Origin of the sequence: Romboutsia maritimum, assembly GCF_002251085.2 — a bacterium.
Lineage (GTDB): Bacteria > Bacillota > Clostridia > Peptostreptococcales > Peptostreptococcaceae > Romboutsia_B > Romboutsia_B maritimum.
Genome location: NZ_NOJZ02000018.1, coordinates 32,891 through 49,488, shown reverse-complemented (window position 1 = coordinate 49,488; position 16,598 = coordinate 32,891). Strand labels below are relative to the sequence as shown.

Below are 16,598 nucleotides of genomic sequence, written 5' to 3'. Positions count from 1 at the left end.
ACTTCTATTTCGCCTTGTTTGTTGTAGAAGTTCTTGGTAAGATCTTTGACTTCTATTATTGTTTGCATTATGTCACTCCCTGTGATTTTTATTCATATAATTTATATTATTAAAAGATGACATGAATTTGGACCTATTTTAACTGAAACGGAATAATATAAGGAAAATATATAAAATTAGGATTAGAGGGGTCGAGTAATAGCCCAACATTAAACTAAAATATAAATCTATTTAGTAACGCTACATAAATTAGCAACTTCAGAAATAGATTTTGCAGTGATTAGGTTAAATTAGTATTAAAAAGTTAGCTTAGAATATTTAGAAATTGATTTATTTATATGTTTTGAAATGTTAATTAATAATTTAAATACAAAAATGTCTAAAAATAAAAAAAATTAAAAACATTTAATAAATTATGTTTTAAAAAATCGAAATTTGTGATAATATGTAATTGCAATAGTATTAAACTACAAAGAAGGAGGAATAGAAAATGGGAAATTTAATCAACAAATGGAATGAAATCAGTTTAGTTAAAAGAATTATAATAGGCTTAATCGTTGGTGTTATATTAGCTGTAACGATTCCCGATACAGCAAAGCCAATCGTTATCTTTGGTTCATTATTTGTAGGTGCACTAAAGTCTGTAGCACCTATACTGGTATTTTTCTTAGTAATGTCTGCCATTTCTCAACATAAAAGTGGTCAGAAAACTAATATGAAATCAATTATAGTTCTTTATCTTCTAGGTACATTTTTAGCAGGAGTTGTTGCTGTTGTAGCTAGCTTTATGTTCCCGGTAACATTGACACTTGGAGCAGGTGTTGAGAATGTGACACCACCTGGAGGTGTAGTAGAGGTTCTGAAAACGTTATTATTGAATGTTGTTGACAATCCAGTAAAAGCACTTTTTAATGCTAACTATATAGGCATATTGTCTTGGGCGATACTTCTTGGTCTTGCATTAAAAAATGCTCCTCAATCTACGAAAACGATGATAGTTAATGTTTCAGACGCATTATCACAAATAGTTAGATGGATAATTAACTTTGCACCACTTGGTATTATGAGTCTTGTATTTGATACTATTGCTACACAGGGTATAAAATCTCTACTTAGCTATGGACAGTTACTTGTTTTATTAGTTGGATGCATGTTATTTGTAGCTTTTGTAGTTAATCCAATTATCTCATTTGTGGGTATACGTAAAAATCCATATCCACTAGTATTTAAATGTTTGAAGGATAGTGGAATTACAGCATTCTTTACACGTAGCTCAGCTGCAAATATACCTGTAAATATGAAATTATGTGAAGAACTAGAATTGGATAAAGATACTTATTCAGTTTCAATTCCATTAGGTGCAACTATTAATATGGCAGGTGCAGCTATTACAATTTCAGTATTAACACTTGCAGCAGTTCATACACTTGGAATTAAAGTTGATGTGGGTATGGCAATAATATTGAGTATATTGTCAGCTATAAGTGCTTGTGGTGCTTCAGGAGTAGCTGGAGGTTCATTATTACTAATACCACTTGCATGTAGTTTATTTGGAATTTCAAATGATGTAGCTATGCAGGTGGTAGGTGTAGGATTTGTTGTAGGGGTTATTCAGGACTCTTGTGAAACTGCACTTAACTCATCAACAGATGTACTTTTTACAGCTGTAGCTGAATTTACAAAATGGCGCAAAGAAGGAAAAAAAATTAAAATCTAGTTTGTCTAGAAATTAATATAAATATAAAAAATCCAAGGGGCAATAATTAATTCCTTGGATTTTTTTTGTGATTTATTATGTGAAGTACAATTATCTTGATTTAGATAAAAATGTATACTTAGCATAAGAATTAGTAATATAAAGATCAGCAAATTAATTTATTGGCCTTGTTTCATAATATAGGAATGTTTTTTCACAGTCTTAACTTAATACTGCTTTTACCCAAAAAATTTTATTATTTAAGCTAATTTTATAGTAAAAAGTCTTTAAAAGGATATAATTATAATTGTTTTTTAGGAATAAAGATAACTTCAGGTGTTCTTTTGATATAATTAAATATTTTCAACCAATCTTCTTTATTTATTGACAATACAATATTATTTACATTAGGGTGACAGTCAAATGCCTTCTCATTCCAAATTTGTTCATCTATTAAAAGCCTTACCGTAGTATCTTCTGCATTTAAAAATGCTAACATAGAAAGAGCTCCAGCTTCTACATTTAAATATTCTTGAAGTTCTCCTTCAGAAGCCATACCTAGACTTTTTACACCTAATTGATTGGATAAGCTTTTTAAATCTACTAACTTATTTTCATTTACTACAACTACAAAATAGCTTTGTTTTTTTTTATCTCTTAAAAACAAATGCTTTGTTCTTACTCCTGGGATATCATCTGGTAGTAATGCAGTTGATTCTGCACAAGTCTTAACAGGTTCATGCTCATATTTTTTAAAATTCACTTCTAAATCTTCTAATATTTTGAAAATATTTTTCATTTAATTCCCTCCCATATTACATAATTATATCTAAATTCTTTCCTTTTATCTATATTTTCAAACCATAATATAATCTTATGAGTGCTAAGTAACTAATGTATAGAATATTAAAATTAACACTATATAATATAAATTAAAGTGTTAATAGGTTTATATATTGAAAAACTAGTAGATGCATGATATTATTTAAATATATAAAAAAATAAACACTTTTGTTTTGCTACCGAGTAAAACAAATCAAAGTGCTCAAACTCATTCCATTAGGTCTTAGGAGGAATGTTGTCTGGGCATTTTTTTATGGGAGGTTTTATATGAATAAATACTACGTACTAAAAAACTTTTTAAAATATGTGAGTCTTAATGTTATAGGAATGATAGGACTGTCATGTTATATTCTTGTAGATACTTTTTTTGTTTCCAAGGCACTTGGATCAAATGGACTCGCTGCACTTAACTTTTCTATTTCAATTTATTGCCTCATAAATGGTGCAGGCTTGATGATTGGTATTGGAGGTGCAACAAAATATAGTATTTTAAAGTCACAAAATGAAGATGAAAAGGCTAATTCAATTTTTTCTAACACTGTGATTATAGGAATGGTTGTAGGCATTATTCTGCTTATTATAGGAATATTTTTATCAACATCAATCGCAAAGCTACTTGGAGCAGATGGTACTACATTAACAATGGCGAGTAATTACTTAACAACAATACTTTGCTTTTCACCATTTTTTATTCTAAACAATATAATGCTTGCATTTATACGAAATGATGGAAATCCAAGATTGTCTATGGCAGCTATGCTTACAGGAAGTTTTTCAAATATTGTTCTTGACTACATCTTTATTTTTCCACTTTCAATGGGAATGTTTGGGGCGGCTTTTGCTACAGGACTAGCACCGATTATAAGTCTTTGTATTTTGTCATCATATTTTGTAAAGCGAAAAAATAATTTTGAATTTATAAAATGTAAGGTAAATATAAAAATCATAAAAAGTATTTTGGGACTTGGTTTGTCAGCATTTATTACCGAAATTTCATCAGGACTTGTTCTTATTCTATTTAATCTTGTAATATTGGATCTTACAGGAATTGTAGGAGTAGCGGCATATGGAATAGTTTCAAATGTAGCGCTTGTAGTAATTTCAATATTTACAGGAATTGCACAAGGAATACAGCCACTGCTAAGTGAGGGGTATGGAAAAAATGATAGTATATTGATTAAGCGAGTATTAAAATATGCTATTATTTTATCTTCAGGTCTAGCAACTGTTATATATATATTGACGTTCCTTTTATCGGATAATATCATTGTTGTTTTTAACAGCGAAAACAATTCAGAGTTAATTCCTATTGCTACAAGTGGATTAAGATTATACTTTACTGGATTTTTCTTTGCTGGATATAATATTATTATAGCAGCATTTTTAAGCGCAACAGCAAAAATGAAGAGTGCTTTTGTTGTTTCTATAATGCGTGGGTGCATAGCTATTATACCTATTTTATTCATTCTTAGAGCATTTTTCGGAATGAATGGTGTATGGCTATCATTTACATTTGCTGAGATTATAACAACAATAACTGCAATAATGTTTTTAACTAAATTAAAATCAAAAGAACAAAAGAATGTTGAAATAATAAATTATTAAATAGGAAAATTATGATATAGATAAAATTCTATGTTATAATGGTGGAATATATAAAGAGGGTATAAAAGATTCCATTAAGAAAATTTGAATTTCATAGTAATTATATTATATTTAAAAATATAATATAATTACTATGAAATGATAGTAAGATTATTTAAATACTATAATATAAATTGTATGATTTAACGTTAATAAAATCTAAAATTTAATAGGTATGCAAATAACAAATAAAATTTTTTCAAATTCAGTGGATATTAGTTTTATGCTTCCACCATGTTTTTCTATTATTTTTTTTGTTATAGCCAACCCAAGGCCACTTCCACTGGAATTACTATTGTCTGATTTTACAAAGGGATTAAATATCGTCTCACTTATGGATTTATCAATAGCATCTCCATTGCTGCCAATTTTTAAGATTAAATCATTATCTTTTAAATAAGATTCAATTTTTAAACTTGTATAATTTTCATTATGATTTAGAGCATTGTTAAAAATATTAGAAATTGCTCTTTTCATTAGTTTTTTATCAAATTTAAATATAATAGAAGATTCACTAATATTAAGTTCTAAGTTAAAATGTTTATTTTGAAATTCTTCATAATATTCTACAATAATACATCTTAGCCATTCATTAAATTCAAGTTCTGCTAAGGAAAGTTTGTATGCAGAATCCTCTAGTTTTGAAAGCTCAAATAGATCTTCAATAAGTACTGCAGAATATATTGCCTTACTATGTATTATTTTTAAAAACTTATCTCTTTCTTCAATAGTTATATTTTCCTCTAATAAAAGCTTGGAGAAACCTTGAATAGATGTTATGGGAGTCTTTAAATCATGGGAGATGTCAACTAAAAGTCTTTTCTTACTTTTATCAATTATTTTATTTTCTTCTTTTACCTCCTCAAGCTTTATTACCATTTCATTAAATTCATTTTGAACTTCTTGAAGCTCATTTAAACCTTTTAGAGTAGACCTAGTACCATAATCAAGTTTCTTGAAATTTTTTATACTGATTACAAAATTTTTCAGAGGAGTTGTTATAAATTTTGAACTTATAGCACTATAAATATATATACCTATTAATAATAAAAGAGCTTGAATTAAATATAATGTACCATAGGTTTTTAAAGAAAGAAAGCTATCTGATTTACTAGAAAAATTAGGCTTGTATATAAATGAATGTTTAACTTTTAATCTATCAATTTTACAAAGAAAAAGATAGTGCTCTCCATTTTTACCTTCCACTGGCAATACTTCTCCAACATAAGGATTTTCAGGTGAATCTCCTATAGAAGAACTTAATTCAAATAGTTGTTTTTCAGTATATTGCATTATATCATCTTTCTTTTCGCCTTTTACATAAATTACTTTTTTATTTTCATCTAGAACTTCTTCCCAAGCACCCATTTCTGAGAGAATTCCTAGTTTTATCTGACTAAAATTCTTATTATAGTATGTGGATATTGATGTAATATTAATTTGTTCATTATTAAAAATAAACTTTTCTAGAATAAAGGTTGAGGATTTATACGATAACTGCATAATTATATATAATATTAAAAAAGTTATTAAATAATTTATGATAAGAAAGCCTTTTACATCTAATTTTTTATTAAAAATATTAAAGTTTATCTTCATAACATCACTTACTTTCAAAAATATAACCAAGGCCTCTTATGGTTTTAATAAATTTAGGATCTTTAGGGTTATCCTCTATTTTATCTCGTAACTTACTTATATAAACCATTATAATTTTTTCATCTCCAAGATAAGATTGGCCCCATACTTGTTCATATAATTGACCTTTAGTAAAAACCTTATTTTTGTTTTTCATAAGAAAGCATATTAGCTTGTATTCAAATGAAGTTAGCTGAAGCTCTATATTATTTCTATATACTTTGCAAGTTTTTTCATCTAATTTTAAATGTTCATTAATGATTATGTTTGCACTTTCTTCATGTTGATTATTAAGTACAGTACTTCTTCTTAAAAGAGCTTTAACTCTTGCAATGAGCTCTATAGGATTAAAGGGCTTGGCAAGGTAATCATCTGCTCCAAGGAATAACCCATCAATTTTATCGATATCTTCACCTTTAGCAGATAAAAATATTATAGGTGTATTACTTTTTTTCCTAACTTTTCTTAAAACTTCTTTTCCATCAAGCTTAGGCATCATTATATCTAATATTATAAGATCTATCTGTTCCTCTTCAAAAATTTCTAATGCTTCTTTACCATTAAATGCTCTGTATGTATTATATTCATTATTCTTTAAATAGAAATCTATTAGCTCTACAATTTCTTTCTCATCGTCTACAACTAAAACTGAATTCAATTTTTTCACCTCTTATTTGATATATTTGTGTTTTATTATAATGCTTATCAATAATTAAACTACCATAGTTTAACAGCTAATTCAATTTTATTATAACAAAATTAGATTTTAGTTTTTATATTTCATTAAGCTTATATTAATAAGAGATTAATTTTAGTGATATATACTTTGGTTCATAAAGGAATTTTACAGAACAAGTTAGATAGAGTTTAGCACAATTAAGATGGATATTTTAAATTTAGGAGGCAAAGTTATGATAAAAAGAATATTACAAGTTTTATTGGCTATTTTGGTGGTGGTTTCATTAGGTTGGGGCATAGTATTTTTGTTACCAGATAGAACAACTAATGAACAAAGAATTTTTACTTCGGAAGAAATAGTAAATTTAAAGGAGATATCATTAAATGGAAATTTTGCTATTAATATTACAACGTCTGATTCGAAGGAGATAAAATGCAACATATCTAAAATCAAAAAAGGCTATGTGAGTGGAGACTATGGATTAGTCGAAAGTAAGATAGAGGATAATATTTTATATGTTAATGAAGGTAATAAAAAAGATATAGTATGTATTGGAGGAGGTATAACTGAAAAAATAGATATTGATATTCCGAAAAGTTATAAGAATAAATTATATATAAAATCCAAGTTAAACAAAATAAATATACTAAACTCAAACTCAAAAGATATAGAATGTGATGTTAAAAACAGCAATATTACAATTTCTTTAGATGATATATGTGGTAATATTACTGTAAATTCACACTTAGGAGATATAAATTTAAAACTACCTAAAGATGAAAAATTTAATTTATCTGCTGAATCAAGATTAGGGAAAGTAACTAATAATCTTTCTTCAAATGTAGACTCTTCAATAAAGGAAAAAAATATTAATTTATCATCTTCAGACAGTAATATAACTATAAGTGGAAACTGATAAGGAGAATCATATCATAAATAACGGAGGTTTTTACTAAATTTGGATTGAATGTTTTGGGGAGAAATATACTGTAAGTGATGCAGATTTTTTTTAAAAGGACTTACTATTAAAAGTAAGTCCTTGATGTGTCTTATAAGAAAATTGTAAATTAGTTTAGCTAAATATTTAGTAATACTTTTGAAATTTCATCAAGTCTTTCATCAGATACGCCAAGTTTTTTCTTAAACTTTTCATCATTTATTCTTTCAATAATTATCTTGTCTGGAGATAATTTATTAATAATGTTTTTTATCTTATTAATAGATTCTTCTGTGTCGTTATAGCCCTTGATAATTGTTACTTCTAAAATAAACTTGCCTTTATATTGTTTATTAAATAAAATCATATTGGAAATATATTCTTTTAGTGTATATCCTTCAATTGGTCTTTTAGAATTATCTATGCCATGACAAATAACAATTCCGATTTTTGCATTAGGAAATAGACTCCAAAAAGAATCTTCAATGGCAAAACTTTTCATTAAAATACCTCCTAGATTAGAATAATTAAAAAAAGCCTATAGAAATATTATTCAATATCTCCCAGGCTTTTATCCTTCCGTGTACACAGTTAACTGTGCGTTTTCTCTCGGACCTGCCAACTATAAATTGCGGAACCCTAGAAAACTAAATTATATATTTTGTGATTTTTAAGATAAACTATATATGAATTTTAGTGTAACATACTATTTAAATCAACACAATATTATTTCTTCACAAAATACGACTAGTTTGAATTAAAAAAAAGAATATATCATCTTATAATATAGGCACGTTATTTATAAAAAACTATACTGTTTTAGGTCAGTTTCCTATATCAAACTATATATACAGATGTATGAAATTAGTAGTGACATAGTATCTAAAAAAGATGATAGGTATGAAGAGTTTTTTTTAGTTTAGAAGAAGAAAAAGAAGTATTTAGAATCTAGAAGATGGAAAAAATATTAAAAAATATAATGTTATTTTGGGGAAAATGATGTATAATATATATGATAGACACTTTTTATGTTGAGTATTGTCGCTGAGCATAAGAAGTGTTTCTTTTTTTACACTGTAAATAATTACACTAATATAATAAGCAATATAGAAGGAGATACAATGTTATTTAAAGATTTAGATATAATACAGCCTATACAAAAGGCATTAAAAGAAGAGGGGTATTCAAAGCCTACTCCAATACAAGCAAGATCGATACCACCATTATTAGAAGGAAGAGACTTACTAGGATGTGCACAGACTGGTACTGGAAAGACAGCATCTTTTGCTATTCCAATATTACAACAAGTATATAACGAAAAGAAATCATCAAAAGAACCAAGAACTATAAAGGCAGTGATATTAGCCCCTACAAGAGAGTTAGCTATTCAAATTGGCGAAAGTTTTACAGCTTACTCAAAACATACGAATATAAAAAATCTAGTTATATTCGGAGGCGTATCTCAACATCCTCAAACAAAAGCATTAAAAGAGGGAGTAGATATATTAATAGCAACTCCAGGTAGAATGCTTGATTTATATAGTCAAAAATTCCTTAAGTTAAATAATGTAAAGTACTTTGTATTAGATGAGGCAGATAGTATGTTAGACATGGGAATGATTCATGATGTAAAGAAAATAATAAGCCATCTTCCAAAAGTACGCCAGAATATATTTTTCTCAGCTACTATGCCAAAAGAAATATCAAAGTTAGCAGATTCTATTTTCAAAAATCCAGTTAAGGTAGAAGTTGCACCTGTATCATCTACTACTGAAACTATTAAGCAAAGTATTTATTTTGTAAGTAAAAAGCAAAAGAGAGCTTTACTTATAGATTTATTAAAAGATAAGTCTATGGAGTCTGTACTTGTATTTTCTAGAACAAAGCATGGTGCAAATAAGATTACTGAAGATCTTATGGCTTCATCAATACAAGCAGCAGCTATTCATGGGAATAAGTCTCAAAATGCAAGACAGCTTGCACTAAAAAACTTTAAAGATGGAAAAATTAGAGTGTTAGTAGCTACAGATATAGCTGCAAGAGGAATTGATATAGATGAGTTATCACATGTAATCAATTATGACTTACCAGAAGTTGCAGAGACTTATGTTCATAGAATAGGACGTACAGGGAGAGCAGGAAATACTGGTACTGCAATAGCATTTTGTTCTATGGAAGAAAGAGAACTTTATAAGGCTATAGAAAAGCTTATAAAGAAGAAAATAGAAGTTGTAGAGGAACATGCTTTTATAGGTAGTGCTAATGATGTTGCAGAGGTAGTTAAAAGAGATAATAGAAGAAATAATAATAGAAATAATGGTAGTCAAAATAAGAGTGGTAATAAAAATCGAGCAAACACAAAAAAGTGGAATTCGAATGGAAGAAAAAAACCAGCTAATAAAAAAGCTGATAATAAATAAAATAATACGAGACTGTAGGTAGGTTTGTTTAAAAACAAACTTATTTACAGTCTCATTACAGTTTTTGAGAATAAGTATTATTAAGCTATCATAGAATATATAGCAAAACTATTACTTAGGAGATGAAATATTATGAAACAAATAATTATAGATAAAAGTATACTAAAAAACAATGATAAAATAGCTAGCAAAACCAGACAGCTATTAAATGATAAAAAAATATGCACTATAAATTTATTAGGATCTCCAGGATCAGGAAAAACATCATTACTTGAAAAAATTATAGTTAATATAAAAAAACAGTATAATATGGCAGTTATTGAAGGAGATTTGTACACAGTAAAAGATGCAAAAAGAATAGAAAATCACAATATAGATGTTGTTCAATTAAATACTAATGGAGCATGTCATTTAGATGCTTCTATGGTAGAGAAAGCATTAACTCATGTAAATATTGACAATTTAGATTTTTTAGTTATAGAAAATGTTGGAAATCTAGTATGTCCTGCATCGTATGATTTAAGTGAAGATATGAAGGTTTTAGTTATGAGTATTACAGAAGGAAATGATAAGCCTTTAAAATATCCTTCTATGTTTCAACGTTCTTCAGTAATTATATTAAATAAAATAGATATAATAGATTTTACAGATTTTGATAAAGATGAGTTTTATAGAGATATATATTCATTAAATAAAGATATTAAGGTATTTGAAGTTTCTTGTAGAGATAGTGAAGGAATAGATGATTTAAGTGATTATTTTATAGAAAAAATTAAAGAAAAGAAGAGAGATTAAGTTATAGATGATGGAGAGTAAATATGTAATAGTAAATGGTGTTGTTCAAGGGGTGGGCTTTAGACCATTTGTATACAAGCTAGCCTTAGAAAATAATTTAAAAGGTAATGTAAAAAATGCACCAAGTGGAGTATATATAAATATAGAGGGTAATAAAAAAGCTATAAATAATTTCTTATACAATATAAAGGATAATTCTCCAAAGTTATCAAAAATAGAGGAAGTTTTTGTACAAGATAAAAAGCTAAGAAATTACAAAAACTTTGAAATAATAAATAGTGATATAAAAGAAGATGGAATAACGCTACTTTCACCTGATATTGCTATTTGCAAAGACTGTATAGATGATATAAATAATAAAAGTGATAAAAGAAGATATAAATATGCATTTACTAATTGTACAAATTGTGGACCTAGGTTTTCAATAATAAAAAGTATGCCATATGATAGAAATAAAACATCTATGGAACACTTTGATATGTGTGATAAGTGTAAAAACGAATATAAAAATCCATTAGATAGGAGATTTCATGCGCAACCTACTTGTTGTAGTGATTGTGGACCAAGTCTTAGCTTATTAGATAAATATGGTAAAGAAGTGATTTTTAAAGAAAAAGTAGAAAATAAAGCAGAAAATATACAAACAGAAAGTATAATTGAAAAAGTAAAAGAATTATTAAAAGAAGGAAAAATTATAGCTATAAAAGGCTTAGGTGGATTTCATTTAGCTTGTGATGGAAAAAACTATAAAGCAATACAAACCTTAAGAAATAGAAAAAATAGAAAGTCAAAACCATTAGCCTTAATGATGAAAGATATAGATATAGTTAATAAGTATTGCAAAATAAATAACAAAGAAAGAGAAATTTTATTAGGAACTAAAAAACCAATTTTGATACTTAATAAAAAAAATAATAACCTACCAAATAATATATCATATAAAAACACTACACTTGGGGTAATGATTCCCTACACACCACTACACATTTTACTCTTTGACAATGATTTAGATATTCTTGTAATGACTAGTGCAAATATAAGCGGACTACCTATAATATATGAAAATAAACAAGCTCTAGATAGTCTGAAAAATATAGCTGATTACTTCTTGATTCACAATAGAGACATATATATACCAGTAGATGACTCCGTTGTAAAAGTAGTACTTAATGAAGAAAGGGTAATAAGAAACGCAAGAGGGTATGCTCCTATGAATTTTAAAAAAGATGTAGGAAGTATAATAGCACTTGGGAGTGAACTAAAAAATACATTTAGTATATCAAAAAAATCCTATATATTTATGAGCCAGTATATAGGAAATATGAGTTTTATTGAAACATTAAATAATTATAAACTTAGCATTAATCATTTAATGGATATATACAATATAAATCCTCAAAAAATAGTTTACGATAATCATCCAAATTCTTGGGATAAAAATTATTTAGGTAAATTTAATTGTGAAAAGATAGGAGTATATCATCACCATGCACATGTAGCTAGTTGTATGTTTGAAAATAATGTAGAAGATAAAGTTATTGGATTAGCTTTTGATGGTGTTGGATATGGGGAAGATGGAAACTTATGGGGAAGTGAATTTTTTATATGTGATTATAAAAACTTTATAAGAGTTGGACATGTAGAATATATGAAAATGCCAGGTGGGGATAATGCAACTAAAGAACCATGGAAAATGGCTATAAGCTTAATCAGTAAATTACAATATGAAAAGTTGGAAAGCAATAATTTAAAGTATCTAAAAGATAAAGATTATAAATTTATATTAACCATGTTGAAAGCTAATATAAATTGTCCACTAACTAGCAGTATGGGGAGACTATTTGATGGAGTATCAGCTATACTTGGATTTAAGGACAAGGTAACATTTGAAGGAGAAGCATGTATAGAACTTGAGAATCTAGCAAAAGAAAATCTATATATAAAAGATTATTATTATTTTGAAATAGATTATATAGATAAAGTATTTATTATAAATATTAATTCTATTATAAAAGAAATTTTAAAAGATTTAAAAAGAAATGTATCTAAATCTATTATAGCTATGAAATTTCATAATACTGTAATTAAATTTAGCCTTCAAATATGTAAAAATTTGAGAAGTTTATACAATATAAATAAGGTAGCTTTAAGTGGAGGAGTATTTCAAAATGACATAATTTTGATTAATTTATATAATGAACTTAAATATGAGAAATTTGAAGTATTAACTCATAAACTTTTACCATGTAATGATAGTTCTATATCAATAGGTCAACTAATAATAGGTAGTAACAGGGGGTAATAAGATGTGTGTAGCAATACCTGCTAAAGTAGTAAAGATATATGAAGGAGAATCTTTAGTAGACTTTGGAAAAATAAAAAAGAAGGTAAATACATTTTTTATTGAGGATATACAAGTAGGAGATTATGTATTAGTTCATGCTGGATGTGCTGTTGAAAAAATAAGTAAAGAAGATGCGCTTGATACAATAGAAGTATTTAAAATGATAAGTGATGAATTTTAGGGTGGAAAATATGAAGTATGTTGATGAGTTTAGAGATGTTGATATTACTAAAAAATTAATAAATAAGATATACAAAAAATTTGAGGGAAGAGATATTAATAAAAGAGTTAATATAATGGAAGTATGTGGAACACATACTATGTCTATTTATAAAAATGGAATAGATAAGTTACTTCCTAAGAATATAAATTTATTATCAGGACCAGGATGTCCTGTATGTGTTACAGACACTAGTTATGTAGATAGTGCTATAGATTTATCTAAAAATAAGAATATTATAATATGTACATTTTCAGATATGTTAAGAGTTTTAGGTAGCAAGAGCTCTTTAAGTAATGAAAAATTAAATGGATCAAATATAGTTTCCATATATTCTCCACTAGACTGCATATATATAGCTAATAAAAATAAAGAAAAGGAAGTAATATTCTTGGGTGTAGGATTTGAGACTACTATACCTATAATTGGACTTACTATAAAAAAAGCATATGAAAGTAATATAAATAATTTTAGTTTGTTATCTTCTCTAAAAACTATGCCTAATGCAATGAAGAAATTAATATTAGACCCAAAAGCTTATATAGACGGATTTATATGTCCAGGTCATGTTGGAAGTGTGATTGGAACAGATGATTTTGACAAGTTAGCTAGGGAAAATAATATGCCTATGGTTATGGCTGGATTTGAACATGTTGATATAGTTTATGCTATATATAGTCTTTGTGAGATGATAGAAAATAAAGAATATAAATGTAAAAACCAATATAAAAGAGCGGTAAGGGATAATGGAAATAAACTTGCTAAAAATGTAATAAATGAAGTTTTTGAGATAACTAATAGTAATTGGAGAGGACTTGGAAATATAAAAGATACAGGTCTTAAAATTAAAGAAAAGTATAAACAATTTGATGCAATATATAAATTTAAATTAAATATAGAAGAAAGTAATCATATAAATGGGTGTTTGTGTGGAGAAGTATTAAGAGGAGTAAAAAAACCTACTCAGTGTAAATTATTTAAAAGCAAATGCACACCACTAAATCCAATAGGGCCATGTATGGTGTCACAAGAAGGAACCTGTGCAAACTTTTATAGATATGTATTGGAGGATAATATATAATGGATCAAATAACTTTATCACATGGAAGTGGGGGAGAAGAAACTAATAAACTAATAGAAGAATTATTTTATAAATATTTTAATAATGATATACTTCTTCAAAAAAATGACTCAAGTATAATAGATAAAATAAATGGTAAGATAGCAGTTACGACAGATAGCTTTGTTATAAATCCAATATTCTTTAAAGGTGGAGATATAGGTAAGTTATCGGTGTGTGGAACAATAAATGACTTAGCTGTAAGTGGTGCAACCCCTCTTTATATTACAGTTGCATTTATAATAGAGGAAGGATTTTTATTAAGTGATTTAGAGAAAATAGTAAAATCAATAGGGAATACTGCAAAATATGCAAAGGTAAAAATAGTTGCAGGAGATACAAAGGTAGTAGACAGAGGAAAGTGCGATAAGATATATATAAACACCACAGGAATAGGAGTAATAAAAGATAATGACTATGAACCAAAAGTAATTGATATAAAACAAGGTGATAAGATAATTGTAAGTGGAAGCATAGGAGATCATGGAACTAGCATAATGACACAAAGAGAATTTTTTGAGGTAGATAGTGAAATAAAAAGTGACTGTGCTTGTCTTAATTATTTAATAATAGATATGATAAATGCAAGTAAAAACATAAAGATAATGAGAGACCCAACAAGAGGAGGACTTGCAAATACTTTAAAAGAAATAGTAATTAGTACAAATAAAAGTATGATATTAAATGAAGAAGATATACCTATAAAAGATGATGTAAAAAACTTTTGTGAGATGCTAGGTTTAGATCCACTATATGTTGCAAATGAAGGAAAGTTAGTATGTATAGTATCACAAGAGGAATCAGATAAAGTTCTAGAAGCTATGAGAAAAAATAAACTAGGAAAAGATGCAAGTATAATAGGTGAAGTAATAAATGATATTAATGCCAACTTATATATAAAAACTACATTAGGAGCAACAAAAATATTACAAATGGCTCACGGAGAACTTTTACCAAGGATATGCTAGTAAAAAGGAAGGAAATTTAATGATAAAGGTATTTGGAATAGGAAATATATTACTTGCAGATGATGGCATAGGGGTCTACATAGTAGAAAATATAAAAAATGAAATACTAGATTTAGGAAAAAATATAGAAGTAATAATAGGAGAAACAGACTATTTATATTGTCTAAATGAAATAGAAAAAGATGATTTGGTAATTATAGTAGATAGCACTTATTTCAATGAAAAACCAGGAAATGTAAGTTGTTTTAAATTACAAGAATGTGATAAATTTATTTCAGATAATATATCTTTACATGAAGAAAATTTATTTCAGATTTTAAGAAAAGAAAAGCCATATATAAAAGGGTATTTAATAGGAATAGAAATAGAAAAAGTAGATTACTCTTTGAACTTATCAGAAAAACTTTACAATAAACTTGAATATATATGTAAAGAGGTTTTAGATATGATTAAAAAATATTATAGAAAATGAGGAATAATATGGGATATATACTAGATGAAAAAAATCTAGAAATTAAAGTTGAAGGAAAAAATTTATATTATGCAAAATTATTATTACAAGACTATTCAGGAGCAATTTCAGAACTTACAGCTTCTACACAATATTTTAATCACGAAGGAATTTTATTTGAAAACTATAAAGAAATAGCAGAAGTTTTAGGGGATATAGGCAAGCAAGAAATTGTACATTTAAGAATACTTGCAAAGCTTATAAATCTTCTTGGGATAAACCCTAAATATAGAATAATCAGAGATGATAATATTAGGGTGTGGTGGTGCCCAAATTATATAAAATATGAAAAACAGTTATTAGAAATTATAAAAGTAAATATACAAGGAGAAAAAAATGCTATAATACAATACCAACATCATTTAGATATTATAGATGATAAATATATAAAAGAAATACTTAGATTAATCATATTAGATGAAAAAGAACATATAGAAGAATTAACAGAAATTTATAACAATATTAAAAATGGCAAATCAAATAGACCAAAGAATACAACTAAACAACTAACTTCTAATAATGAAAATATAATGCCAAATCAATTATTTACAATCGAAGAATTACAAAAATTTTATAACGGAGAAAATGGAAGACCAGCTTATGTTGTAATAGATAAAATAGTATATGATGTAAGTAATATAGGAGCATGGGGTGGAGGAAGTCACTATGGATTATTTGCAGGAGAAGATCACACAGAAGAATTTCTAACATGTCACGCTACTAAAATAGATAAGATTAAAGAAAAGCTACCTATAGTAGGATATTTAAAAGAATAAAGTAATG

Annotated in this window: 15 protein-coding genes and 1 riboswitch; of the genes, 11 read left to right on the top strand and 4 right to left on the bottom strand. The window is 26.9% G+C overall.

Annotated features, from left to right (window positions below; all coding sequences use genetic code 11):
* The first annotated feature begins 490 nt into the window (after window positions 1-490).
* On the top strand, window positions 491-1,717 hold the full coding sequence (sstT, locus tag CHF27_RS09920) for a serine/threonine transporter SstT (protein WP_095406803.1): 1,227 nt from the start codon (window positions 491-493) through the stop codon (window positions 1,715-1,717).
* A 280-nt stretch (window positions 1,718-1,997) separates the two neighbouring features.
* On the opposite strand, the gene CHF27_RS09915 is transcribed toward sstT, so the two are convergent.
* Window positions 1,998-2,495 (bottom strand): YbaK/EbsC family protein, encoded by a 498-nt coding sequence (locus CHF27_RS09915; RefSeq protein ID WP_095406802.1) that lies wholly within the window; start codon window positions 2,493-2,495, stop codon window positions 1,998-2,000.
* A 311-nt stretch (window positions 2,496-2,806) separates the two neighbouring features.
* Here CHF27_RS09915 and CHF27_RS09910 point away from each other — a divergent pair, with 311 nt between their 5' ends.
* Window positions 2,807-4,144: an MATE family efflux transporter gene (locus tag CHF27_RS09910; RefSeq protein WP_095406801.1), complete on the top strand. Its 1,338-nt coding sequence runs from the start codon at window positions 2,807-2,809 to the stop codon at window positions 4,142-4,144.
* Window positions 4,145-4,342: 198 nt separating this feature from the next.
* Here the strand turns inward: CHF27_RS09910 and CHF27_RS09905 are convergent, their stop codons facing one another.
* Both CHF27_RS09905 and CHF27_RS09900 read right to left on the bottom strand, forming a co-directional pair.
* On the bottom strand, window positions 4,343-5,551 hold the full coding sequence (locus tag CHF27_RS09905; RefSeq protein ID WP_158534748.1) for a HAMP domain-containing sensor histidine kinase: 1,209 nt from the start codon (window positions 5,549-5,551) through the stop codon (window positions 4,343-4,345).
* Between the two features lie 235 nt (window positions 5,552-5,786).
* Window positions 5,787-6,479 (bottom strand): response regulator transcription factor, encoded by a 693-nt coding sequence (locus tag CHF27_RS09900; RefSeq protein WP_095406799.1) that lies wholly within the window; start codon window positions 6,477-6,479, stop codon window positions 5,787-5,789.
* A gap of 253 nt (window positions 6,480-6,732) precedes the next feature.
* On the opposite strand from CHF27_RS09900, the gene CHF27_RS09895 reads away from it, so the two are divergent.
* Window positions 6,733-7,416: a DUF4097 family beta strand repeat-containing protein gene (locus CHF27_RS09895; protein ID WP_095406798.1), complete on the top strand. Its 684-nt coding sequence runs from the start codon at window positions 6,733-6,735 to the stop codon at window positions 7,414-7,416.
* Between the two features lie 160 nt (window positions 7,417-7,576).
* Here CHF27_RS09895 and CHF27_RS09890 read toward each other — a convergent pair whose 3' ends face one another.
* Window positions 7,577-7,939, bottom strand: a complete 363-nt coding sequence (locus CHF27_RS09890; RefSeq protein WP_095406797.1) for a hypothetical protein — start codon at window positions 7,937-7,939, stop codon at window positions 7,577-7,579.
* Between the two features lie 56 nt (window positions 7,940-7,995).
* A riboswitch (guanidine-I (ykkC/yxkD leader) is annotated at window positions 7,996-8,091 on the bottom strand.
* A 467-nt stretch (window positions 8,092-8,558) separates the two neighbouring features.
* Between CHF27_RS09890 and CHF27_RS09885 the strand changes: the two genes are divergently transcribed.
* From CHF27_RS09885 to CHF27_RS09850, 8 genes are all read left to right on the top strand, one after another.
* Complete coding sequence (locus CHF27_RS09885; RefSeq protein ID WP_095406796.1) at window positions 8,559-9,857, top strand: DEAD/DEAH box helicase; 1,299 nt, start codon at window positions 8,559-8,561, stop codon at window positions 9,855-9,857.
* A gap of 132 nt (window positions 9,858-9,989) precedes the next feature.
* Window positions 9,990-10,652, top strand: a complete 663-nt coding sequence (gene hypB, locus CHF27_RS09880) for a hydrogenase nickel incorporation protein HypB (protein WP_095406795.1) — start codon at window positions 9,990-9,992, stop codon at window positions 10,650-10,652.
* Window positions 10,653-10,659: 7 nt separating this feature from the next.
* Window positions 10,660-12,954 (top strand): carbamoyltransferase HypF, encoded by a 2,295-nt coding sequence (gene hypF, locus CHF27_RS09875; RefSeq protein WP_095406794.1) that lies wholly within the window; start codon window positions 10,660-10,662, stop codon window positions 12,952-12,954.
* A gap of 4 nt (window positions 12,955-12,958) precedes the next feature.
* Window positions 12,959-13,177 (top strand): HypC/HybG/HupF family hydrogenase formation chaperone, encoded by a 219-nt coding sequence (locus tag CHF27_RS09870; RefSeq protein ID WP_095406793.1) that lies wholly within the window; start codon window positions 12,959-12,961, stop codon window positions 13,175-13,177.
* Window positions 13,178-13,187: 10 nt separating this feature from the next.
* The gene (hypD, locus tag CHF27_RS09865) at window positions 13,188-14,297 is read left to right on the top strand and encodes a hydrogenase formation protein HypD (RefSeq protein ID WP_095406792.1); all 1,110 of its coding nucleotides are present in this window, start codon (window positions 13,188-13,190) and stop codon (window positions 14,295-14,297) included.
* A complete protein-coding gene (gene hypE, locus CHF27_RS09860) occupies window positions 14,297-15,304 on the top strand; it encodes a hydrogenase expression/formation protein HypE (protein WP_095406791.1) in 1,008 nt (335 codons plus the stop codon). Before hypD ends, hypE begins: the two co-directional genes overlap by 1 nt.
* 19 nt (window positions 15,305-15,323) lie before the next feature.
* The gene (locus CHF27_RS09855; protein WP_095406790.1) at window positions 15,324-15,776 is read left to right on the top strand and encodes a hydrogenase maturation protease; all 453 of its coding nucleotides are present in this window, start codon (window positions 15,324-15,326) and stop codon (window positions 15,774-15,776) included.
* An 8-nt stretch (window positions 15,777-15,784) separates the two neighbouring features.
* Entirely contained in the window at window positions 15,785-16,591 is an 807-nt protein-coding gene (locus CHF27_RS09850; RefSeq protein ID WP_158534747.1) for a ferritin family protein, read from the top strand.
* Window positions 16,592-16,598: the final 7 nt, after the last annotated feature.